14 protein-coding genes are annotated in these 23,009 nt (G+C 70.6%); 3 read left to right on the top strand and 11 right to left on the bottom strand.

All coding sequences use genetic code 11. From position 1 onward, the window contains the following. Positions 1–89: 89 nt before the first annotated feature. The 11 genes from HJG45_RS26500 to HJG45_RS26450 form a co-directional block, all read right to left on the bottom strand. Positions 90–1,586 (bottom strand): hypothetical protein, encoded by a 1,497-nt coding sequence (locus HJG45_RS26500; RefSeq protein WP_171616777.1) that lies wholly within the window; start codon positions 1,584–1,586, stop codon positions 90–92. Further along, on the bottom strand, positions 1,579–4,356 hold the full coding sequence (locus tag HJG45_RS26495) for an SIR2 family protein (protein ID WP_174890578.1): 2,778 nt from the start codon (positions 4,354–4,356) through the stop codon (positions 1,579–1,581). Before HJG45_RS26495 ends, HJG45_RS26500 begins: the two co-directional genes overlap by 8 nt. 139 nt (positions 4,357–4,495) lie before the next feature. After that, positions 4,496–6,376, bottom strand: coding sequence for a DUF1998 domain-containing protein (drmB, locus tag HJG45_RS26490; RefSeq protein ID WP_217363046.1), 1,881 nt, complete (start codon positions 6,374–6,376; stop codon positions 4,496–4,498). Positions 6,377–6,388: 12 nt separating this feature from the next. Further along, a complete protein-coding gene (gene drmA / locus HJG45_RS26485; protein ID WP_171616774.1) occupies positions 6,389–9,862 on the bottom strand; it encodes a DISARM system helicase DrmA in 3,474 nt (1,157 codons plus the stop codon). After that, on the bottom strand, positions 9,859–10,371 hold the full coding sequence (locus HJG45_RS26480; protein WP_171616773.1) for a hypothetical protein: 513 nt from the start codon (positions 10,369–10,371) through the stop codon (positions 9,859–9,861). The genes drmA and HJG45_RS26480 overlap by 4 nt, the downstream gene beginning before the upstream one ends. A 7-nt stretch (positions 10,372–10,378) precedes the next feature. Further along, entirely contained in the window at positions 10,379–11,485 is a 1,107-nt protein-coding gene (locus HJG45_RS26475; RefSeq protein ID WP_171616770.1) for an XRE family transcriptional regulator, read from the bottom strand. A 102-nt stretch (positions 11,486–11,587) separates the two neighbouring features. Next, entirely contained in the window at positions 11,588–11,902 is a 315-nt protein-coding gene (locus HJG45_RS26470; protein WP_171616768.1) for a hypothetical protein, read from the bottom strand. Then, complete coding sequence (locus HJG45_RS26465) at positions 11,887–12,141, bottom strand: hypothetical protein (protein WP_171616766.1); 255 nt, start codon at positions 12,139–12,141, stop codon at positions 11,887–11,889. The genes HJG45_RS26470 and HJG45_RS26465 overlap by 16 nt, the downstream gene beginning before the upstream one ends. A gap of 241 nt (positions 12,142–12,382) precedes the next feature. Beyond that, positions 12,383–16,240: an Eco57I restriction-modification methylase domain-containing protein gene (locus HJG45_RS26460; RefSeq protein ID WP_171616764.1), complete on the bottom strand. Its 3,858-nt coding sequence runs from the start codon at positions 16,238–16,240 to the stop codon at positions 12,383–12,385. A 2-nt stretch (positions 16,241–16,242) separates the two neighbouring features. Next, complete coding sequence (gene drmD / locus HJG45_RS26455; protein ID WP_171616762.1) at positions 16,243–19,407, bottom strand: DISARM system SNF2-like helicase DrmD; 3,165 nt, start codon at positions 19,405–19,407, stop codon at positions 16,243–16,245. 166 nt (positions 19,408–19,573) lie between these two features. Continuing rightward, a complete protein-coding gene (locus HJG45_RS26450) occupies positions 19,574–20,506 on the bottom strand; it encodes a replication protein RepA (protein WP_171616760.1) in 933 nt (310 codons plus the stop codon). A gap of 1,068 nt (positions 20,507–21,574) precedes the next feature. Here HJG45_RS26450 and HJG45_RS26445 point away from each other — a divergent pair. From HJG45_RS26445 to HJG45_RS26435, 3 genes are read left to right on the top strand one after another with little or no spacing between them, the layout of a single operon-like run. Continuing rightward, entirely contained in the window at positions 21,575–21,964 is a 390-nt protein-coding gene (locus tag HJG45_RS26445) for a hypothetical protein (protein ID WP_171616758.1), read from the top strand. 33 nt (positions 21,965–21,997) lie between these two features. Next, on the top strand, positions 21,998–22,702 hold the full coding sequence (locus HJG45_RS26440) for a lytic transglycosylase domain-containing protein (RefSeq protein ID WP_171616756.1): 705 nt from the start codon (positions 21,998–22,000) through the stop codon (positions 22,700–22,702). Beyond that, positions 22,699–23,004, top strand: coding sequence for a TrbC/VirB2 family protein (locus HJG45_RS26435; protein WP_171616754.1), 306 nt, complete (start codon positions 22,699–22,701; stop codon positions 23,002–23,004). Before HJG45_RS26440 ends, HJG45_RS26435 begins: the two co-directional genes overlap by 4 nt. Positions 23,005–23,009 lie beyond the last annotated feature (5 nt).

The raw sequence follows: 23,009 nt of genomic DNA, 5'->3' as shown, positions 1-23,009 counted from the left end.
GAAGGCGGGGAAGCGAAGGCGACGGCGCGCAGGAGTCCGCACCGACTTGCACTGCAAGCACCATGTCCTGCAAGCAACCTGAACTGCCGTTATACGAAGTACCGGAAGGAAGTTTCGACTAGGTCGTCGTCGCCATACTCATCCAGAATGCCGCCCACCCTTCGGGCGAACGACAGAGAGACAGGCCACTTCCCCTTAATCTCGGCGGTGTTCCAGTTCATCCTTGTCAGATTGAGCACATCTTGTGCTGCTGCTACGGCGTTCTCGGATCCGCAGCACCGCACCTCAAACGGCTGCGGCACGTGCGGACCGGGATAGGTCCCGAGTTCGGGCATGAAGCCGGACGTGAAGAGGAAGGACCTGTCGCCATTCACGGTGCATAGGGTCCCGACCTTCGGCGGATACGCGCCGTAGCGAAGCAGGCGGAAGAGGCTGGGGACCAACGTCACCATCGAGACCACAGGGATGTCCTTCAGGGCCGTCTGAAAGCCTGCGAGTTCGGCGTCGTCGAAGTGCGACGTCTTGTGCAGCACTACCCTTAGCGGCGCTCCGCCCGTGCGAAGCTCGTACTCTTTCAAGACATCCCGTGCCAAATCGAACGCCTGCTGCTGCGAGAGGTGCAGGTTACGTGTTTGGCCTGGCTCGACTGGGACTCCCCCACCCCGGATCGCGAAACCCTCACCATCGCTGGAGAACGCTTGGGCGAGGCTCGAACGCACGATCGCCCGCTTCGTGGTCCGGAAATGGTGGAAGCTAATCCCGACGAAACACGTGTCCGGACCTCGCGGGGGGAGGCGCCAGGGAACGCCTCCTGCCTTGTAGTACAGCCCGACCGAGAAGTTCCACGCCCGTGTCGCTGGATCCTGGTTACGGGGCGTGTCGTGGATTAGGGCATTCGTGACGATCTGGATCGGCAACCGTAGACGGAGGGCCTTGGCCTTCAGAGCAAGGCGAAGGTCGCGTCTTAGGAAGTCTTCCGGCGTCTGTTCCACCTCATCGAGGACGTCGAACAGATCTAGTTGGTTGCCGGCGCGCGCGCGTCGGATGTCTTTTGCGCCCTGACGTTCCACCTCGGTCGCTTTGCGCTCGACGGCGCTCACCTTCGCCAGCACCTCATCCGGGATACACATCAACACGATGTCAGGGCGGTGGAGGTCCCTCAATGCGAGCCGTGCATGCGCTTCGGAGTACAGGTCGACGACACGCTGGAAGCATTCGTACGGCTCGCCGTCGAGCGCTCGAGAGAGACCAAACTCCTTCTCCGTCGAGAGGCGTATTCGCGAGCCGAGTGGTGAGACAAGCCTTTTATGGAAGGCATCTTCAAACCCGGGGAATGGCCTCTTCAGCGGACTAGGATCGCCCAGCACGGGGATCGCCTGGCTGCATCTCTCAAGCCAGCCAGCGACCGCTGCCACCTGCTCGTCGGTCCCAACGATGCCAATGTGGACATGGTCCTTCCTGGCAGAGCCGAAGCGCAGGTCGAAGGGACCGGCCGCGAGGAGGCCGGCCTTCGGGTCGCTGTGGGCACTTGCGCCACCAAACTGCAGCTTCGGGGGTGGCAGTTCGAGGATCGACAAGTCAATCATAGTCAGGCTCCACCACCCTCTCGCCAGAACCGGGCAGGGCAGAACCGACGTCGCCATTGCCGTCATCGGGCTGCGACGCGAGTTCCTCGAGCTCTGCGTCCAGCCGCATCAGGTCGTCATCGATCTCCGCTTCGCTGAGCGAAGCATCGCCGAACGAAGATACGTTCAAAGAAATGGTGGGCAACCTGTGAGATAGGACTACGGGCTGCGCGAAGCGGGCGAGATCGTTCCGTTTGCTGTGCTCCAGCGCAAAGAGCCCGTCCGCCTCGCCGGACAGGACCGCGAGCCAGAAGGAAACGTCTTGTAGCACACTCGGGTTGAAATCGCGTGCGGCCCTCCGCGTGGACAGCGAGTTTGTCCTCTCGCGGCTGATCGGCTTCCGCACACCGTCGCGGGTGAAGGCGTAGCCGGGCGTCAGGATAACCGCCCAGTCCGTCCCGAACCGCATGGCCGAGAAGCTGACCGCCTCGTGCTCATAGTATGCGACGTCGTTGGAGTCCCGTTTGGTCCTGGCCTTCACCACCGTGCGGGTCGCGCGCCTCAAGCGTCCACGGTAGCTTAGCTTCAGCTCCGGCTCGTTCCCGCGGGCGAAGTATGCCCGGCGCCGATCATGCTCGACCTGCAGTCCTTTCGCCCGGAAGTGCTCGGATAGCGCATCGTGAAGCAGCTTCAAGACGATTGCCTCGCCGCCGGGCTGATCGAGGAGCTCCGCCAAGTCCAGCGCCTCGACGTCGCCTGGATCGAATGGCGTCACCATCTCCTCGGCGAGTGTCTCAAGGTCGTAGAAGGAGTAGAAGCGCCCGTCGCTCACGTGCCCCGAGGGCGCGGCGAGGCCGGACGCCGCCTGGAAAAACGAGCGGTTGGACCTCGCGCTGGTGCCGGCGTGCCAGACCCTCGCGGGCATGACCTCGATCGGCACGAGGTTGGATGCGTAGCGGACCGTCTCCTCCGTCGTGGGCAAAGCAGTATTGGTGATCTCGTCCACGGCCTCTGGGCGCGCCTCCATGCGCACGACGAACTGCCGATTCCCAGCCGTGGGTCCGAATGAGACCGAAGCATTGTTGTTCGCCGTCAGCACGACCATATCGGATAGACCGGAGCCGCGGCGGTCCATCTGCCCGCCGCCATAGAACAGGTCCGAGATCGCCGGATTGCGGTAGCCCTTGATAGGTCCGCTTCGCTCGGCAATGGCCTCCTGCAGGGATCGCGCGCCGACCTGTGCGGCAATCTCCTCAACCAAGCCGCCCGGGCTGGTAACGGTGATAGCGCGCGGTTCGACAACGACCTCCACGGGCTCGTCGCGCTCGTAGTCCCGGTGGACGATCGCGTTTACGATCATCTCCTTGACCGCAAGGGCGTTGTAGGCATTGACGGTGCGAGAGACTTCGGCCTTAAGGCGGAACTGGAAGTTGACCAGCGCGAGAAGGTCGGTCAGCTCATCGAGCTGGCTCCACAGGTTCCCCGTGATCGTCCGCCGCACGAAAAACTCGTCGTCTTGCTGAGTGGGCTCGAGCTCGACGTCCTCGCCGAAGCGGCTCCACAGCCAGCGCGCAGGCCCGCGCGCATGGAACTCGACCCGGGCCTGGGGGTACTGCTCGGTGGGATTCCGCGAGAACAGGAGCCAACCTCCCAGTGTCGGCACCACCAGATCGCCGATTGGACGAACGAGGTCCAGCCGGTGTGTCATCTGATCAATCCATGTATCGTCCGCTTCGCGGGGATGCCAGAGGTCCGTCCGCGCCGCGTACTGCCGAAGTCGCGCCTGCAGCAGAGGCCGTTCGAGGCCGGAAGCCGGGAGGTGTTGTAGCGGCCGCATGTCGGCCGGCATACCGCTGACTGTGAAACCCGATGGCCGACGGGTTGGCGCCGCTCCGGCGGCGATCATGCTGGCCAGCAGGTCCTTCTCGAAGAGGTCGTCGAACCCCGAGATGGGAACGAGCTGGAAGTTCGTCCCAATCAGCTGCGCGAGCTGGCTGACCAGCGGCGAGAGAGAGGCGTCCCCCTCCGCGCGTCGCACGCACCAATAGATACCCTGGAGGTAAGCGGTCCCTGACACAGCCTGCGCGAGGAACAGATCGTTCATCACGGACGGTTCGGCACCGCGGTACCCCACGACGATGACGGGGTGATCGCGGAGCAGTGGCTTCAGACGGTCGGCCAGGGGAGCATCGAGCGACTGGATCTCGTCCGTCAGGTTCTTGTCGCTGTAGTGCTGGACTGATCCATGCAGGTAGATGAGCTGGGGGTCCTGGGGCGCCGAGCTGAATCTGATGTAGTCGTCAGGTGTACTGATGCTGATAAGGCGGTGCGGCCTGTTGTTCAGGATAGCGGCCCGCTCCAGACAGCGGTCGAAGTTCGTCGTCAGGACGGTGGATATCCAACCCTGGTGCAGGATCTGTGTGAGTGCGTTGTAGCCGCGCGACGGCGCGACGCCCGGGTTGATGAGCCGCTCAAAAAATTCACGACGATCCCGCTTCACGCCAAGCAGACGAAGAACAGCATTGGGATACAGGTCGGCCAACGGCTGGTCGGTGCGGAACCAGGACTGGGCGGTTAGCCAGGGCCAATAGTCCGACCGCCTTATGGTAATGTCATCGGGATGCCGGCCGTGCTCCTTGCACCAAGCCCAGCGCGCGATCCTCTCGACCGTTTCCGCTGCAGCCGGCACGCCTGAGGTAATGGAAGCGCCCGCACCTAGCAGAAGGACAGGGTCGTGGCTGTCCATAAGAAGCGAGCGGAGGCGTCCCGGCGTAGTAATCTGGATGGTCATGGTGCGTGGATCGCCAATACCTTATTCATTTCAGCTCGAACTCGCTGCAGGTATTGCTCCTGCATGAATTTCCACAATTTCCACACGGATGCTGCCAGCAGGCCAAGGCCGACCTACCCCCGTGCTGGGATGCGCTCCGTTATGCGAAGAAACCAGCACCCTCGGGCCCGACCGTGTCGACGAGCAGGGCCCGGTCGAGGTGGAGGTTGCGCGCCTCGCAGCTCGTCTCCGCGACGAGGAGGCAGCCGTGGCAGGCGGCGCCGTGCAGCGCGCGGTCTTCGTCGGCCGCGCCCGGCTCGTGGTCGGCGCAGACGGGGTCGCCCGAGCACAGCCCCAGCCGCTCCAGTGCGGCCCGCAGCACGCGCGCGAAGCGCCCCGTCACCTCGACGAGCCCGCCGAGCGTTCCCTGCATGCCGGCGCTGGCCGTGTAGACGAGCACGCCGGCCTGCGGCCTGCCATCCGCGCAGCGCGGCGGCACGTAGATACGCTCCTTCAGCGCGCTGGCGGGGTAGCCGCAGTCGAGCGCCACCTCCGTCATCAGCGCGTGCGCGAGGCTGTGGGCCATGACGTACTCCGGCCGCACGCGCTCGCCAAGCGTGGCGCGGTCCGCCTGGAGGCCCCGCTGCCGGCGCGCGCGCTCCCACGCCGACACACCGGCCTCGAGCGCCCGTGCCCGGTCGCGCAGCGCGGGCCGCGCGAGCCAGGCGGCCAGGGCGTCCGGGTCGAAGGTGAGGAAGAACCCCTCCCCGAAGCTCTCCATAGCCGGCAGCCAGCTCGGGCTGCGCCCGAGCGGTGCGCCCTCCACCGCGAGCCCGACATCCTCGAGGTCGTCGTTGGCGAGCGCCGCGGGCTCGAAGCGCGTGAAACCGTACAGGCAGGACACCTCGCGCAGGCGGTGCACCGCCACGAGCGAGCCGATGCCGCGCAGCTCGGGTGCGCCCTCGGAGTCCCACCGCCGCCGCTCCAGGGTCTCGGCGTGCAGAAGCGCGCGCGACGAGTTCTCGCCGATCAGCGGCCGGCCGCTCGAGAACAGCTCGAACTCCGCGAGCCGCGGGTCCTTCGCCTGGTCCGTACCGCCTGCGCCCGCCGCCATTGCCTGGATGCGCGCAAAGACCTCCTCGTTGGTGAAACCCTCAAGCGCCGCGCCGACGGCGGCGTTCGCTTCGCGCGCGATGTCGAGCCAGTCGGCGCTCTTGGCCTTCTGCAGGACGGACCAGTGCTGCTCGATCCGGCGCGACAGCTCATCCTCCGACGGCGGCAGCGAGATCACCGTCGCGACCTGCGGGAAGTAAGTGTTGGTGGCGCTCCGCGTGAGCAGGTTCAGACCCTTCGGCGCGTCGCACGGCATGGGGTCACGGTCGCCGATCCAGGGCCGCTCGCCCCGGCACGGCCCGAGCCGGCCCGGCTGGAACAGCTCCTCCAGGGTGAGTGACCGGCCGCAGTCGCAGACGACCCGCGTATCCCGTGGGTCGGCGCTTGTGCCGGCGTCCACGAGCCACATCTGCTCGCGGCAGACCGTGCCGTCGCCGTGAAGGATGCGCCGCCACTCGATATCCTGCAGGTGGCCCTTCGTGCAGCCGCACACGAAGCGCACCGGCGAGGCGCGGCGGCGCCTGCCGTCGTCGGCGACGTGCTCCTTCCGCGCCGGCGGCTTCAGGTCGCCGAACCGCACGAGGCGCCGCCGCCCCGGCGCATCGCCCTCGACGGTGTCGCACACGAACCATTCGGGGAAGACCGGCGCCTCGATGGCGGGCGGCCGCGTCACCCGCTTATCGTTCGGGTCCACCGGTGGCGTCCGGAGGTCGGGCGGCCGATCCACGCCGAGCCGCGGGTCGCCCGCAAGCCGCTGATAGAGGAGGCGCGCGAGCCGCGGCTCCTCGATCGTGCGAAAGGCGCCCGGCGCATGCATATCCCAGCGGTCGAGGCCGCCCACCACCACCGAGCGCTCCGGCAGATCGAGCATTGCCCCGGGGCCGAACACGCCCACCACCTGGCTCATCCGAATCGCCTCGTCGGCCACCGCCCACTCCCCTCAACGCAGCTCGTTGCGGTGCGCGTCCACGATCCGGAGCGGCGTCGCGTGCTCGACGTCGCGCATCGACCGCCCCGCCGCAAACCGCCGGTGCGCCGGCGCAAGGCTGTCGAGGATCGGGTCGAGCGGATCGTGCAGAAGCGCCTTGTCACGCGGGTGGCCGTAGTAGAGCTTGCCACCCGTCGCGGTGCCCTCGTCGGCCGTTTCCGCCCAGGCCCGCACCAGCCCGGCGACCGTCTCGCGGAGCGCCGCGCGGCCGCCCGCCACCGCCTCCTCCGGCGCGCGGTCGAGCACGACCTGCACGATCCGCTCCTGCAGCGCCGCGTTGCCGCGCAGCCGCGGCGCGGCATCTTCCGGCGTCATGTCAGGCTCGAGGTGCCGCCCGGCCGCCACCACCACGGCGGCGAGCGCGCGGTCGAGGGCGCGCGCAGCCCAGGGCGTCACGCTGGTCGCCTCCACGGCGCGGTAGAAGCAGGCGTGGAACTGCCGGAACTGCTCGTGGTGCATCCGGTCGCGCGGCTTGTGCGCGTTGAGCAGCGCCAGCACGAGGCCGGGCTGCCCCTCGCGCCGGCCGACGCGGCTCGTGGCCTGAATGTACTCGGCCGCGGCCTTCGGCTGACCCTGCACGAGCATCAACCCGAGGCGGCCGATGTCGAGGCCGACCGAGATCATGTTGGTCGCCATCGCGACGTCCACACCCTTCGCGTCGGCGCAGGGCAGCGCGAGGCGCTCCTTGGCCTCGGCCACCTGGTCGGTGCTCACCCGAGAGGTCAGTTCCAGCGGCTCGCGGAGGCGCCGGTCGGCGAAGGGCGCGTCGGGCGGGTCGAGCCGGCGCCGCTCCGCCCCGTAGGCGGCGAGGCGCGCGCGCACCTCGTCCTCGACGATGCGTCGCGCGCCGCCGAGCTCGCGCAGCGCGTTGAAGTAGCAGAGCGCGGTTTCGTAGGCGTCCGCATCGGCGCCGCGCGCCGCCTCGGCCCGCGCCGCGGCGAGCAGTGTGGTCAGCGCCCGGAGGAAGATCAGCTTCGGTCCCCGCCCGGGCGAGGCGAGGCCAATGTATAGGCGCGCAGGCTTGCGCTTGGGCGGCACGGTCACGGCGAAGAAGCTGTCACACCGGTCGGGACCGGGCGGCGGGAACACCGCCGTCCTCTCCCGGTCGAACAGCGCCCGGACCTGCGCGGCGGCGCGGCGCACCGTCGCGGTGCTCGCCACCACCTTCGGGCGGATCCGCCGGCCCATGAATTCGCGCGTCGCCAGCCGGTCGAGCGCCACCTCGTAGAGCGCGGCGACCGTGCCGAGCGGCCCGCTGATGAGATGCAGCTCGTCCTGCACGATCAGATCGGGCGGCGTGAGCGCGTGGCCGCTCCAGAGAGGCCTGCCCCGGCCCGGTTCGGCCGCGCCGTAGAAACCCCACTCGTCATGGCGGTCCACGTGCCCGAAGAAGGCGCCCGCCTCGCCCACCCAGGGCAGGCCGGCGAACTTGTCCACGGTGGCGATGAGGAAGGCGGGCAGGCGCCGGTAGATCGCCTCGTCCACCGTCAGCACCGGCAGCGGCCGGTCGCGCGTGAAGTCGCAGGCAGCGTTGGCGCAGCGCACGACCATGTTCTGCGGCGCCGCGTCGCTTGGCACGCAGCTGAAGCTCTCACGCCCAAAGGGTGTGCCACACCAAGGGCAGGCCTTAATCGGTGCCGGCGCCTCCCGCCCATTCTTCCGGTAACGGCGGATGCGCGCGACGGCCGTGTCGTCCCGCTTGTCGCCCGCCTTGCCGAGGCGGTTCGGCGAGGCGGCCGAGCCGACCCAGAGCCCGATCTCGATCGGCCAATCGCCGAGCAGGCGCTTGCCGTCCTCCTGCCACGCCGGTTCCCCGCGCATCAGCTCAAGCGCGCAGACGACGCCCGCGGCCCGGGAGAGCTGGTCGAGGGTGAGCAGGCGCAGCGTGTAGCGCATCAGCACGGTGACACCGGCGCCGAGCAGCCCGCCGTTCGACAGCCGCCGGTAGGCGATCGTCCACGCCGCGAGACCGAGGTAAGCCTCCGTCTTGCCGCCGCCCGTTGGGAAGAAGAGGAGGTCCGCGACCTCCCGGTCGTCGTGCGCGGGATCGGCGAGGCCGCGGAGGTTGAGCAAGATGAAGGCGAGCTGGAAGGGCCGCCAGCGCGGCGCCGGCTGCGCCGCCGGGTCGCCGCCGGACCCGGCATTGCGGCGGCGTGCGGCGCGGGCCACCGCCTCGTTCATCGCCTCGAAGGCGCGACGCGCCCGGCTATCGGCGCGGAGCAGCGCGATGCCGTCGGCGATCCGCGCCTCCGCCTCCCGCGCGGCGTTCAGCAGCCGTTCGGCGGTGGCGCGCCGCGCCGGGCCGGGGATCCCTGGCACGCCCGCGGCCTGCGCGGCGATCCAGGCGCGGTAGGCGGCGGGCAGGCCGGCGAGCGCATCGCCGAGGCCGTCGGCGCTGCCGCGCGCAAGGGCGGTCAGCGCCTCCATGCCGAACTCGACGCCGGCGATGCCCTCGTTGGGCTCGACGCGCTCCACCTCCGCCCGCGGCAGGTGATCGGTGAAGACCGTCCGCACCGTCCCATCGGCATCGTGCCGCCAGCCGGCCGAGGTGCCGCGGCCCACGGCATACTCGGCGACGTCGCGGTAGTGGAGGTCGGCGAGCGCCGCGTCGGGGTCTTCGGAGCCGTAGCCCGACAGATCGCTGCGCGGGTGGAAGCCCGCCGCGCAGCGGAGTTCCAGCCGCACCTGGAAGGCGAAGGTGATGTCGGCAAAGCGGCGCCGCACCGGCGGGCGGCGGTTCACCACCATCACGGTCAGCGCGCGCACCCGTGCCACGGACCCGTCCGGCTGCTCGATCTCGTAGGGGCGCGCGTGCGCCTCGATCGAGAGCCCGCCCGCCGGGCGCTGCGCGCCGCCGGTGCCGGGCAGCACGACGCGCGCTCCACGGCCGTCCGGCACGGGGATGCGCACCACCGCCTCGCCCGGCACGCGGCGCCAGCGCACGTCGCGGTACTTCGGGTCGAACTGGGCCTGCGTGTCGGCAAGCACCTCAGGCGGCAGCGGGGGCTCCGTCGCATAGTCGCCCCATGTCAGGGCGACCTCCACCTCCTCCACGCCCTCCGGTACCAGCGTCGTGAGGCCGAGCGAGGCGGGCAGCCGGCGGGGGCGGGCCGAAGGCTCGTCCGGCGGAGCGTCGTCCGCGGCGCGGGCCGGCCCCGTCTCGGGGTCGGCGCCGGCGTCGTCGCCGAACAACGGGTCGCCCTCCTCATCGAGGCCCTCGGGCTCCTCGGCAGCACCGCCGCCCTCCGGCGAGGGCGCGAGGAAGCCCGTGAGGTACCAGCGCGAGGGGTTCTCCTTCAGCACCTCGCGCGTAAGATCGGCATCCTCCGGCCCGGGCCCGATGAGGTCGCGGCGCAGCACCTCGACGAGCCGCCCGCGGACCGCTTCGGCGTGCATCGGGAGGGGGTTGGGCAGTGCATCGGTCATGCAGGGCGACTCCCCTCCTCCAGGGCGATCTTCGCCACCCACTCGCGATGCCAGGCCGAGGTGTAGGCCGGGCGGAGCGCGATCTTTGGCCGGTGGCCTATAGCGTCGAGCAGTGCCTCCAGCGCGACGAGCCGGTCGCGGAGGCCGAGCCGCACGCCGAGGCGGAGGCTCGCCTTGTCCGGCCCGCAGAGCACCCAGATGTCGGTGCGTGCGAGGGCGTGGCACCAAAGCGCCTGCTCGCCGCCGTCGAGGAAGGCGAGGAAGTCATCGCGCGCCAGCGCCGCCGCCCGCTCGCGGTCAGTCACGGCGTGCACGGCCTTCAGGTCGGCGCGCAACGCGGCCTCGTCGATACGCTGCTCCGGCCGCCGGTTCTGCGCGCCGGTCTGGGTCTCGGCGACGCACTCCTCGACCGTCTCCAGCCGGTGGCCGCCGCGCAGCGCGCGCCAGCTCCCAGTGCGGTGCGCCTCCAGGATGATGTTGGTGTCCACCAGGACAGGCCCCCCCGCCATGCGCCCGCTAGATCCCGGGGTCGAAGGCGACGCCGTTGGCCGCAAAGGCCTCGGCGAGGTCGTCCACGGCGAGGCCGAGCAGCCCCGCCGCGCGGCGGGCCGAGATGCGGCCCGCGTCCACGGCGGCCGCCACCCGCTCAGCGAAGAGCCGCGAGAACAGCGGCGGCAGGTCGCGCGGCGCCCCCTTCCGGCCGTTGTTGCGCAAGAGCGCCTCGTCCACGCCGCGCGCCACGGTCTTCGGAAGCAACCCGGCCCCGACAAGCCGCCACCGGAGCGCCGAGGAGGTGACGCCCAGCTCCTCGGCTGCCGCGTTCAGCCGCTCCGCCAGCGCCCTCCCCTCCAGCCCGTCCCAGGGGCCGAGGCGGGCCAGCGCGACCCGGGGCATTAGCAGGGCCGAGGCGAAATTGTCGGCCAGCTGCTCGACGCGCCCGCGCGGCTCGGCCGCCGCATCCTCCAGCCGCGCGGGCGGCATGCCGTCCCAGGTGAGGATGTGGAACAGCTCGTGCGCCAGGTCGTAGTGGCGCCGACCCGGCACCTCGCGCCGGTTGATCAGCACGACATCCAGGTCCGGCAGGCGGCAGGCTGCACCCGAGACGCCGGGGATGGCGTCCACCATCAGCACGAGGATGCCGAGGTCGCGCTCCATGACCTCCGCGAGCCGCCGGGCGGGCGCGTCGCCGAGCCGGAATTCCGCCGCGAAGCGCTCGCCGGCCTCCGCCGCGTCCTCGTAGCTGCTCGCCTTGGTCAGAGCGAGCGCATGGCGGAGCAGTGGCGGGCGGCGACCCATCTCCGCGCCGAGCGCCCGGAACAGGGCGATCAGCCGCCCGGCTTCCCGCTCGTAAGCGTCGAGCTTCGGCGCGGGCACGCCGCTCTGCCGCCAGGAGAAGCGGCCCTCGCCGGCGAGGAGGAACGGGTCGGTGAAGTAGTCGAGCGGCGCCGCCAGCACCTCGGAGAAGCGCAGCAGTTCCTCGGCCGTGACGCGGCGCTCGCCGGTCTCGATGGCCGAGAGGGTCTGGCGGTCGTTGAAGCCGAGCAGGCGCGTCACCGCCTCCTGGCTGAACCCCAGCTCCTCTCGTTTCGCCTTGATCCGTGTGCCGATCAGCCCGGCCGACATGGCACCTTCTCCTCTCGCGGGAGAGGTATAGGCCAGCAACAGGCACAATGCAAGAAAATCTTGCAATCCGAATTCTGCAAGGTGGACGCCGGTCAGGCTATCTCAGGGCGGTGCCGGAACGTCCTCCTCGCCATAGGCTCCAACCACCCAAATGAAGCTCTGGACGTCGATGCGATCACGCGGGCCGAGGGCGTGCAGCTCGGCCTGGGTTCGGCCGGCGAGATCCAGCAGGCTTTCGTACACCGCCATGTCCAGCCCGGCCTCGTAGGCATGGGTGAAGGCGTGGCCGATGCGGGCCGCGAAATCCTGCGTGGCCTGAGGCTTGAGGAACATGTGCGCCTCCGGCCGCCACAGGAACGGCAGGTAGGTCACGACGGTCCACTTGGCGCTGTCGTGCGGCTTCAGGGCGCGCTCCATGTCCAGCAGGGCCGGCCACCCTCTCCCAGGGCGAAGCGGGCGGCGGCGCGGACGAAGGCGTCGGCCGAGGGGCCGCGCAGGACATCCCGGAGCCGGGTCTTCTCGAAGGGCGAGAGCAGGTTCGTGTCGCCGAAGGCGGTCAGGGCTGCCTCCGCGAAGCCGCTGCCCGTCGCGGCCGCCTCCACTGGCGCGGCGGCGTCCAGCCGCTGCTTCGCGCGGATCTTGTAGTCCCGCTCCATCTCGAGATAGCGCGGGTCAGCGAAGCCCTGCGGGAAGAAGCGCAGGAAGCGGGCGCGGGCCCCGTCGAAACCGACATAGGACCGATTCGCCTTCGCTGCTTCCTCCTCCAGCCGCCGCCGTCGATCAAGGCCACCCGGCCGCCCGCATCACGAAGGACGACGCCCGAAATCCTGCCATCCAGCGTCTGGACCAGGCGGAGCGTGAGGTCGCCGCGCTTCTCCTGATGGATCGTCTTCATGGTCACGCGGCCTCGTCCTCCTCTTCCTCTTGCCCTGTTGGCTGGCGCGGGGAGAGGCCGAGGGCGCGTTCCTCGGCGGCGCGAGCGCGGTTAAGGTCGAGGAGGCGGGCCAGCACCTCGTCGCGGAAGGGCGCTGGCCAGAACAGGCGGCCCTGGTAGCGGTGGTCGGGCTCCGTGTCCTCGGTCAGGAACTCGGGCACCGCACGGTCGGCGAGGTCATACCAGCCATAGGCGCGTAGCACGGCAAGGTCGAGCGCGTGGTGGAGCTCGCGCAGGCGTGCGATATCGGCGGCGCGCTCGGCGGGGTTGTGGAAGCGGTTGTAGGTTCTGGTCAGACCCTCGTTGCGCGCGACCATAAGGGCGGCGCGGTGAGTGTGGTAGGCCTCGGCGGCGTCGTGCACTGCGGCGTGGTCGAGCGGCGGTAAGGGGAAGGTTTCAAAGCAGTCAGAAGGGGCGTATCGCAGGTCGGTCTTGAGCGAAGAGGTGAAAAACCGTGTCCACACCTCATGCGGTCGCGACTGGAGCAAACCGAGCAAAGCCTGACTGTCGGAGGCAAAAACTATAGCCGTGGACGCAAATAGGCCATCGTTGGGAACGATGGTGGGTTGTAGGTGCGGCGAAGTCTGCGGAAGAGCGATAACCCGCTGCAAGGGGCGTATTGCCTCGTAGAGGCCCTTCTGCGGTTCACCATGCCGCCACCAGTTCAGCCTACGATGATCGCGCTTGTCGGTGGCCCGCGACGGTCGAACATCATCCTCCAAAACACGGAAGAGTTCACCGCCGAGTTCCCTAGCTGTGGCTTCGCAGAGATCGCCGAAGTCAATGATCTTGCGCCCTGGTCGGTGCTGGGGATCTCCGGCAATGTCCTCCCCCGCAGTATACGACTTCACGAAGCGAAACAGCTCGTTCCCTGGGCTGATGAGCGCCGCCACATCACGGCCGGAGACAGCCGTGAGTATGCGTTCTCCCTGCGGAATCAGCAGGAAGCCGGCTCCTACAGGGTTAGTGCCCTGAAATGACTTCCGGGCGTTTGCTGCTAGGCGTGCGGGGCTTGCATCGAGGTCACCCTCCATGAGGAACGCGCTGATCCGCCATACCTTCCGCCCATCCAGCACCGGGCTCCGCACCTGTCCTCGCACCACATGCACAACGGACACGACCACCGCCGCCTCGCCTGGCCAGGGCAGGCGGCGCACGGCGCGCGCGATGGCGCCGCCCGCCTCAATCACCTGGCGCAACCCACTTTCCCTGGTGTCGCCCTGCCCCACCGTGTTGGTCGCGATCAGACCGAAGCAGCCGCCCGGCCGCAGCAGCCCGAAGGCACGGCGGAAGAAATGCGCCACGAGGTCGGCGTTGCCATGCGCGCCCTCGTGCAACTCCTGCAGCCAATCGAGATAGTGCTCGCGGTGACCGTTGATGAGCGTGTTCTTGCCCGCGAAGGGCGGGTTGCCGACGATGGCGTCGAACCCCCCTTCCCTGCCCTCGAACACCTCAGGGAATTCTAGCTCCCAGTGGAAGGGACGGATAGGGTGCGCACCGTGGCCCAGCGTCGCGGCGAGGCGCCGCGCCTCCGCCCACATCGCCTCGCCCCCACCCGGCAGTGCCGCCAGCGCCCGCCGCGCCGCCTCCCGCGTGCGTGGCTTGTCGTGGCCGAAGAAACAGGCCAGCACCGCGTCGCCGAGCGTGCGGACGTCCGCCATCCGCCCCTCCAACGCGCGGTGCCGCGCCTCCTGGACGGCCCGCTCCACGTCGTCCGGCGCCTCGCGGATCTCGGTGCGCGCCCGCACCGCTTCCGCCACGCGCCCGCGCACGAAGCCGCTCATCAGGCTGCCCTGTCGGTCGTCGCCCCAGGTCAGCGCGCCGATCTGCCCGCGCGTCAGCCCGACCAGGCTGTCGCCGCTCTTCAGCGCGTGGTCGAGGAAGGTGAACTCGTGGTCCCGCGCGAGCGTCGCCAGCCACAGCGACAGCCGCGCGAGGTCGGTGGCCATCGGGTTCTTGTCAACGCCGTAGAGGCAGCGCTGCGCGACGAGGCGGCGGGCGAGCAGGTCCTCGTCCTCGTCCTCCGCCGGCGTGGGCCGCGTGCCGGGGTGCCGCGTCCAGGCGGCGACGAGCCGCGCCGCGAGCTGCCGGCACGCCTCGACGAGGAAGGCCCCCGAGCCCATGGCGGGGTCGCAGACCTTCAGCGCCAGCACCTCCTCCGGCGTCGCGTCCGGCCCAATGCGCGCGAAGGCGGGCTCCAGGGCGTGGCGCACGATCGGCTCGGTCAGCGTGCGTGGCGTGTAGTGGCTTCCGGTGCGCCGCCGCTCGTCGGTCGGCTGCAGCAGCGGCGTGCCGGTCGGCACCGGGCCGTGCGGGCTGCCGCGCTCGTCCACGATCGGGCGCAGGGCGTCGGCCAGCGCCGCCGCATCCTCCGCCGCCGCGAGGGCCTGCGCGACACGGGCGGGCAGCCCGCCGCGGTCGGCCTCCTCCTTCAGGTACTTCTCGCGCTCCCTCCCCCGCTTCGCCGCGAGCGCCGCGAGGTCCACGAAGACCGGCGTGCGGTTGTTCTTGCCCGCCCTGATGGCGAGCGCGGGGCCAGGCATCGTCTGCACGGTGAAGCCCATCACCGTCTCGTAGACGCTGCCGATCTGCTCCACGTCGAGGGTGCGGTATGAGAGCTTTTCGCCGTCGAGCACCAGCAGCCCGTCGAGCACGCGCAGCACGCAGCCGTCAGTCACGGGCAGCGGGATGGGCCTGTCGTCGGCGCTGTCGCGGCCTTCGAGGAAGGGGAAGGCCGCGGGGTCAAACAGCTTACCGCCGCGGCCACGGATCCAGCCCGTGCCGTCGCCCCCGTGTACGAGGCGGAAGAGCGCGAGCAGCCGTCCCCAGGCTCCGCGCCGCTCCTCCATCGTGTCGGGGTTCTGCGCCCGGTCGGCCAGCAGCTTGGCGTGCAGCGCGCGGACGCCGTAGCCCTCCTGGTAGAGCGCCCGCGCCGGGCCGTCGGCGCGGGAGGGGATGAGCGCCCGGTCCTCCGCATAGAGCAGGAAGATGAGGCGCAGCAGGACCGTCAGCAGCCCCTCGTAGAGATGGGCCGGCTGCTGCCGTGCGAGCCGCTCGACGCGCGCACGGTCGGCCGCGTGCAGGCCGCGCAGCAGCTCGTGCAGCGCGCCGAGCACCTGGGTGGCGAGCTTTGCCGAGACCTCTGCCTGCGCCTCGCGGCTCGCGCGCAGCAGGCCGGGCAACCGGCGCTCGCTCCCGTCGGTGAAGAGCCGATGGGCGTTGAGGAGGAGCTTCAGCCCGCCGAGCATCGGCCGGCCGCCCACCGTGGCGAGCTCGCGCAGCGGGAAGGCGAGCCAGCCGCTCGTCTCTCCCCGCGGGGCATGGACGAGGCGGAGATGGCGGTCGGTCAGCAGCAGGCCAGTCGGCACGCCCGTCTCGCGCAGCAGGCGCTCCAGCCGCTGGTGCGGCGTCGCCTCCCATCCCGCGAGGGCGCCGCGCGCGTCAGGGTCCACGCCTGGCCCTTCGATGCGGACGAGCATCTGCCAGCCGCCCCCCTCCGGCTCCCGCACCGCCCAGGTCGGCGCAAGGGTGGTGTCGGCCTCGGGGAGGTGAGCGGATAGCTCATCGGGAAGGGAAGGTCCGCCTGGCGCGCCCGCGACGAAGGCAGCGTCCCAGCCGAGAACCTCCGCGAAGAACGGCCAAGGGTCGGGAAGCGCCGGCCCCTCCTCGCCGTCCGCCAGGTGCTCCGCCACCGCGTCGCCATCGGCACGCAGCTGCTCCTCCGGCACCAGGCCATGGCGGGCCAGCACGGCAGGCGCGACGACGAGGCCCGTCGGCTGGACGTAGCCGAGCCACTCGAGATTGGGGTCGAGCGCGGCCACGCTTAGTTGCTCCCGGGCCAGAGGTAGAGGAGGCCCACCACCTCCACGCGGTCGGCGCGGACGCGGTAGCTCTCGCGCAGGCGCGCCGGCTCCGCCTCTAGCTGCACGTCGAGGTCGGCGAGCTTGCGGCGCCAGTGCAGGCGGTCGCGGCGCCGCTGCGCCGCCTCCTCCGCGCCGAAGAGGTCAAGCTGCGCGTCCTCCGGCGCGGCCTCGGCCTCCGCCACACGGGCACGCTGGGCGGCGATGAGGGCGCGGAGGTCGGCGGCCTCCCGCTCGCCGCGCTCGGCGAGGGCCTTCGCGGCGGCCTCGCGCGCCTCGGCGGCGCGGCGGCGGAGCTCGGGCTCGAGGTCCGCGGCGTCCTTCGCGGCCCAGGCGCGGACGCGCTCGACGGCTTCGGGCGGCGGGCGGCGGGGGGCGCGCAGCGCCGCTTCCACCTGCGTCATCGTCGTCTCCTCACCCCGCGCGCCGAATGGCTTCAGCGACGCGGTCCCGCGCCCGGCCTCGGTCCAGGGGGCGGTGACGGTCACTATCTCCTCGTGCAGCCGCGCCGCACCCGGCCCGTAGAGGGCGAGCCGCCCGATCAGCACGACGCGCGGCTGCGCGCCGGGGCCGAGCACGACACAGGCGCGCGACAGGCCAGACTGGAAGCCCTGCGAGAGGAAGCGGCCGAGCAGGCGCCGGACGAGGCGGTGCTCCAGGTGCAGCTGCACCACGCCCTCGGCGTCGGCGCCTTCCGCCGTCACGGCGGGCCGGAAGGACAGGGCCCGAAGCGGCGCCGCGGCGCGCCACTCCTTCAGCGAGCGGTCGCCGCGGCCGCGGCGACGGACCCGCAGCGTGTCGAGCGCCTCCGGCCAGCCCGCCGTGGCGAAGGCCGGGTGGGAGGGGTCGAGGCGGAAGAGCAGCGTGCCACCCACCTCCCCGGCCGGTGCCCCGAGCGGCGCGCCCGCCCGCGCGAGCGCCGTGGCGACGACGGAGCGCAGCTCCTCGGGTTCGACGCCGACGCGCTCGCGCGACTGCTCCAGATGCCTGCGCAGGTCATCGAGCTCGCGTGCCTGGCGGGCCCGGCGCCGCTCCGTCTCGTCGTCCAGCTCCTCCTGGGCGCGGCGCACGGAGGGATCGTCGCCCTCGGCCTCCACCTCGCGCGCCTGCCGAGCGGCGGCAACGATGCCCTCGCGCGCGAGGCGGTCGGTGACGCGGGCCGCGATCACCTGGCCGGCGGAGCCGAGCTGCTCGCGGATGCGCTCGGTCTTCTCGACCAAGGCCTTGAGGACGATGTCCTCCTCGCGTTGGGCATAGACGAAGTAGCGGCACCACACCTCTGGCGAGGGCTGGAGCTTGCGGTCGATTCGGCCGTTGCGCTGCTCCAGCCGCGCCGGGTTCCATGGCAGGTCGAAGTGGATGAGGTCGTGGCAGCGAGACTGGAGGTTGATGCCCTCCCGCGCCGCATCGGTGCAGAGGAGGATGCGCAGCGGGTCGGAGGCTGGGTCGGTGTTGAAGCGCCGCTTCAGCTCCTCGCGGCGGTCGAGGGGCGTGGCGCCGGTGAAGGCCGCGATGCGCCCATCCGGGGCGAGGTCGTCCAGTGCCTCCAATAGGCGGCGCTCGAGCCAGCGGCGTGTCGCCTCGTACTCGGTGAAGATGACGAGGCGGCGGGTGTTCCATGCGCCGCCCGGCGCCATGTGGTCGCGCACCCAACCGGCGAGCCAGCGCACGCGCGCGTCGGGGCGGCGCGCGGCCTCCAGCGCGAGGTCAAGCATCGCCTGCGCGGCGGCACGGTCGGCAGCGGGCGCGGCGAAGGCGGCGGCGGCCTCGGCACGCACCCTCTCCTCACGCTCCAGGGCGACGAGGCTCCGCTCCTCCTCCTCCGGCTCCTCGTCCGCCCCCTCGGGCGCGCCCTGGGCGAAGGAGGCGGCGACGGTGGCGGAGGCGCCGCAGCGATCGAGGCCCGCGATGTGGACCTTCAGCGTCTCGGCGAAGGCCTGGGGCGAGGAGAGGAGCCGCTGCTGGAGGCCGACGAAGGCGAGCCGCGCCAACCCAGCCTCGCGCGGCGGGAGCGCCTCGGCGCGCCGGCGCAGGCCCTCGCCGTAGGCGGCGAGCATGCGGGGCAGCCGCAGGTCGGGCGCATCCTCGGGCAGGCCGTCCAAGACGATGGGCACCACGTTCCGTTTGGGGAAGCGCTCCCCGAAGTGGCGCAGGTCGGACTTCAGCCGGCGGACCATCACCGCGTCCAGCTCGCGCGGGCGCACGGGCACGCCGCGCGTGAAGCGCTGCGGGTCGAGGATCTCGAGCAGGCTGGAGAAGGAGTTGCTGTGCCCGTTGTGCGGCGTGGCGGAGAGGAACAGGCGGTGCTCGAACCGCCCGGCGAGGTCGCGCACCGCCTTGGTGAACTGGCTATCCACCGCATACCGCGCGCCGCTGGCCGGGGCGGCGTGGTGAGCCTCGTCGAGGATGAGCATCGCATTCGGGCGGAAGCCGCGCAGCGCGTCGCGCAAGCCCCCGGCGTAGGTGTCGTCGGCGAGCAACGAGTGGGAGACGACGAAGAAGGAGCCTGCTGCCCAGGGGTTCACGCCGAAGCCGCGCTCGCGCCGCAGCTCGGCGAGGTGATCGCGGTCAACCACCGTGAAAGTAAGGCCGAACTTCGCCTCCAGCTCATCCTGCCACTGCCGCACCATGCCCGCCGGCGCTGCGACCACCGCGAAATCCACTCGGCGGCGCAGCAGCATCTCGCGGAGCACGAGGCCGGCCTCGACGGTCTTGCCTGCACCGACGTCGTCCGCGATCAGGAGGTTCACGCGTGGCAGGCGTAGCGCCTTGCGCAGCGGCAGCAGCTGGTAGGCGTCAAGGCGGATGCCGGCGCGGAAGGGCGCCTGGAAGAGGTCACGGTCGGCGGCGGTCGCCGTGCCCCAGCGGATCGTCCGGAGATAGGCGGCGAACACCGCCGGGTCATCCGTGCCGCTCCGGGCCAGCGCCTCCCAGCCCTCGTCGCTGAGGCGCTCAGCATCGAGCTCGGCCGACCACACCACCTCGGCGGTCTCGCCCTGGGCGTCGTCGTCCACGCAGGCGACGTGCAGCGCCGAGAGGCCGCCTCCGAGGTCACGCTCCCCCTCGACGAGCCATCGGCGGCCGCGCAGCCGTACGAAGTCGCCCGATTGCACCGACGTCTCGCTCACACGGCCCCCGTCCCACACGCCACTTGGCTCACCTATTCAACCAATAGCCGAATGGGCGTGGCGGGCAACGCCAGAGCCACAGGGGCAACCTGTGGTAGGATGGCTTAATCCAGCGGCTCTCACTTTGATTCCCAACATAGCTGCTGGCAGGGCCTGCTTTCCCGACCTATCCCTGCTTCAACAGCTTGCGCACTGGCGGTAGTGACGGATGCAGCAGCAACCCCGTCTCAGTCACCTCTACCTTGGCGTCGCGGTACACCGCCTGGGCCAGGGCGAGGTTCTCCAGGAACGCCGGCTTGAAGTGCTTGCGTAGCTTGATGCCGGCGCCGAACTGCCCGGCCAGCGCCGCCCAGGTGATGGACTTCGGCGCGGAGAGCGAGTGCAGCCGGTAGGCGAGCCAACAGTACACATCGAGCGCCATCGACGAGTTGCGGATGTGCCGGATGGCGGCCTCGTCGAGCGGGACGGCGTGCTTCTTGAGCTGCTGGAAGAAGGTCTCGCTCAGCCGGGCGGTTTCGACGAACAGCGTGCCCTGCCCGGCCTCTCCCGGCTCGTCGACGAACATCGCGACGTCCACGATGTTCTGGTTCACCAGCAGGCTGCTGCCCTGCCGCTTGGCGTGGAAGGTCAGGCGGCACCGGCTGATGCGCTCGGCCTGCTCGCGCACGAGCTTCGTCGTCTTGCCGCCGACCGGGAGTTCCAGCCGCCCGAGGAAGGCCCGCAGGCTGCCCCCGAGCTCGATGTCGCGGCTGCCGGTGCGCAGCGCCTCGGACTGCAGGTAGATCAGGATCAGCCGCGCGATGGCGCCGAAGGGCACGCCGACGTGCGCCGGGTCGCCACCCGGCGCCACCCGGACGCCGGGCTCGACCAGCAGCGTCATGCTGTCCGTCTCGAGCTTCCAGATCGCGGCGTTGTCGGCGGGGCGCTTGTGCGGCAGGGCGGTCTGGCACCAGCCGGAGTACATGTAGCCGGTGCCGATGTCCTCGTCGGCCGCCCAGTTCGACGCCGCTTCGACGACCCGGGGTCCGCGCCGGCCCTCGACCAGCTCGCGCGCGGCCTGCTTGCCCTTCGCCTCCAGCAGGTCGTGCACCGTCCCCATCGCGTCCTTCCCGACCGAACCTGATGCAGGCTGCCCTGCATGCGGCCGGTGTGTCGATGTGGACTTTGCCGACCGAGAGCTATTTGGAGATATTTGGATTCTCTACTATTTGCTTGGCCGGCAGAGTCCACGGGATAACCAGCCTAAGTCGTTGACGCGCCGTCGGTGTCGGTCGGCAGAGTCCACACCCTGGCCGGCAGAGTCCACGCGCGACCGTGTGGGCAAGAGCGCCCCGCGAACGGTGCCTTCGGAGGCCTCCAGTGCTCGAATCGGGGGCATGTCGGGCCCGATCGGCGGGCCTCAGCAGATAACCTGGTCGGCAGAGTCCACACCCCTGGCCAGCCTCACCCGCTCCGGTCCCTTATCGCGGTCGCCAGAGTCCACACCCTTCCGGGCACCGTCGGCACAGCGGCTGCCAATCTTCTGCTGCCACGCGAATCGGCCTCGCGCTCCCTGCCGTACCTCCCTTTCAATCCTGGGCGGGGCGCGGCATCTTCGCCGCGTGTTCCCGCTCGGCAAGGCACAGCTTGCGCCGGACACTGCGGGGGGAGTCAAGAGGGATGAAGCACTATCTCTCTTGATGCTGAGAAGTCTCACTTCACTCGCCTCGCCTCATACTATGCGCAGACCAACATCCTCACGCGCGAGTGAAGTGAGATAAGCCGCTATCTCACGCCGACCCGTGTTGATTTTGGTTGTCGCGAAGCGATAGCCTTCCGTCCTGGAAGGGGAGGGAACATCGTTGCGACAGATAGTTTTCCCTCTCGTCTTGTGCCGGAATGGGGCGATCGCCGCGCCCGCAATGGTGGCCGCGGCAAGCGTGCCCCGGATGCGCCACTGTTCCGGATTTTTCACGACGTGCGCCTGCGCGCTTGCGACTCACTGGCAAATCGCCTCCCCTTCGCCCCGACCCACCGTGTGGTCGGAGTCGGGGATCGGGGTGCCGTGCGTCGCCCGGGCCAGCAGGGGCCGTTGCCGGCTCGGCGGCTTGTCCGCACGCGCATTGTTCGCGTCCGCCGACTTCCCATCCGCGCGGCCGGTCATTCGCGCGCATGGGGCGGAAACGAATTGGGCGGCAAGGGACTGCAGGAAGCCGATCTGCGGGAAGGGATCCGCGAAGGCGGCAAGATCCTGGGCTGGCTCGTCGTCGCGCGAAGCGACGGCCCGGAGCTCGAATACGCGATCTACGTCCGCCCCAGCTGGGCGCGCGGCTACCGCATCCTGCGCACCTGGCGCGACAAGGAGGACCGCACCTTCCGCAGCCTCGACAAGCTGTTCAAGCTGCCGGGCACCTTCAACTACCACGCCCCGATCACCGTCTACCCGCAGGGCTGCCCCGAGCTGCGCAAGTTCCGCGGCGTCCTGCCCAGGGATGGCGGCGTGCCCGGCGCCGACGGGCCTGACGGCGCCGGGACCGAGGCGGGCACTCCCGTGGACCACCCCCACCCGGCCGACTGACCGCCCGCGGCGCCTCCGCGCGAGGGGCGCCGCATGATCCTCGAACTCGCCGCCGCGGCGCAGCTCGCCGCCGCCTGCGCACCGGGCGTGGCTTTCGAGACGCTCGCCGCGGTGATGCGGGCCGAGAGCGGCTTCGACACGCTGGCGGTCAACGTGAACGGCGAGGGCGGCGGGCGCCGGCGCCCTGCCACCCGCGAGGAGGCGGTGGCGCTCGCCGCCGCGCTCATCGCCGAAGGCCGTTCCGTGGATCTCGGGCTGATGCAGGTGAATTCCGGCAACCTCCGGGCCCTCGGCCTGTCCGTCGTGGACGCATTTGATGCCTGCACCAACCTGCGGGCCGGCGCCCGCCTCCTCCGCGAAGGCTACGCCGCGGCGGCGCGCGGCGAGGCGGACCCGCAGCGGGCGCTCCGGGTCGCCTTTTCCCGCTACAACACCGGCGATCCCGCGCGCGGCTTCGCCAACGGCTACGTCGCCCGCGTGCAGGATGCGGCCGAGGCGGTGGTGCCGGCGATCCGCCTGCGCGGCGAGGCGGCCGGTTCCGCCCGCGCGCTCACCCCTGCGCCGGACGATGACCCCGACGCACCGCCCGAGTGGGACGTGTGGGCGCGCGCGACCTACGTGCGCCGGCCGGCCCCGCCCGCCGCCACCCCGACACCCGCGCCGGCGGAGGAAGGGGCCGCCGGCGCGGCCACGCCCCTCCTCCCCTCCGAACCTCCTGCACTCCTGAGGTCAGAATGACGCGCCTTCCCTCGGCCAAGCATGCGACAGCCCTCGCCCTCGGCGCTGCTCTTTTCATCCTGCTGCTGCCCGACCTCGCACACGCCCAGGCCGTCGGCGGCGGCGCCGGCTCGGGCGTCGTGACGCAGATCGTGCAGTGGTTCATGCAGAACATCGCCCGTGGCCTGGTGATGATCGGCATCATCGCCGTCGCCATCATGCTCTTCGTCATGCGCTTCTCCGCGGGCGTGATCGCCTCGGTGGTCGCCGGCGGCCTGATCCTCGCCAACGCCGATTCCATCGCCGGCTTCTTCGGGTTCTGACGGGC

Origin of the sequence: Roseicella sp. DB1501, from assembly GCF_013112485.1 — a bacterium.
GTDB lineage: Bacteria > Pseudomonadota > Alphaproteobacteria > Acetobacterales > Acetobacteraceae > Paracraurococcus.
Note: the sequence above shows the minus strand (reverse complement) of the source record. Positions and strands in the feature narration are given on the sequence as shown.

What these genes read in the sequence shown, in the direction of transcription:
- HJG45_RS26500 (WP_171616777.1), bottom strand. Translation starts at nt 1,586, where the DNA reads ATGATTGACTTGTCGATCCTCGAACTGCCACCCCCGAAGCTGCAGTTT.
- HJG45_RS26465 (WP_171616766.1), bottom strand. Translation starts at nt 12,141, where the DNA reads ATGGAGCGGGACTACAAGATCCGCGCGAAGCAGCGGCTGGACGCCGCC.
- HJG45_RS26440 (WP_171616756.1), top strand. Translation starts at nt 21,998, where the DNA reads ATGATCCTCGAACTCGCCGCCGCGGCGCAGCTCGCCGCCGCCTGCGCA.
- HJG45_RS26435 (WP_171616754.1), top strand. Translation starts at nt 22,699, where the DNA reads ATGACGCGCCTTCCCTCGGCCAAGCATGCGACAGCCCTCGCCCTCGGC.
- HJG45_RS26470 (WP_171616768.1), bottom strand. Translation starts at nt 11,902, where the DNA reads ATGGAGCGCGCCCTGAAGCCGCACGACAGCGCCAAGTGGACCGTCGTG.
- HJG45_RS26495 (WP_174890578.1), bottom strand. Translation starts at nt 4,356, where the DNA reads ATGACCATCCAGATTACTACGCCGGGACGCCTCCGCTCGCTTCTTATG.
- drmA (WP_171616774.1), bottom strand. Translation starts at nt 9,862, where the DNA reads ATGACCGATGCACTGCCCAACCCCCTCCCGATGCACGCCGAAGCGGTC.
- HJG45_RS26475 (WP_171616770.1), bottom strand. Translation starts at nt 11,485, where the DNA reads ATGTCGGCCGGGCTGATCGGCACACGGATCAAGGCGAAACGAGAGGAG.
- HJG45_RS26450 (WP_171616760.1), bottom strand. Translation starts at nt 20,506, where the DNA reads ATGGGGACGGTGCACGACCTGCTGGAGGCGAAGGGCAAGCAGGCCGCG.
- HJG45_RS26480 (WP_171616773.1), bottom strand. Translation starts at nt 10,371, where the DNA reads ATGGCGGGGGGGCCTGTCCTGGTGGACACCAACATCATCCTGGAGGCG.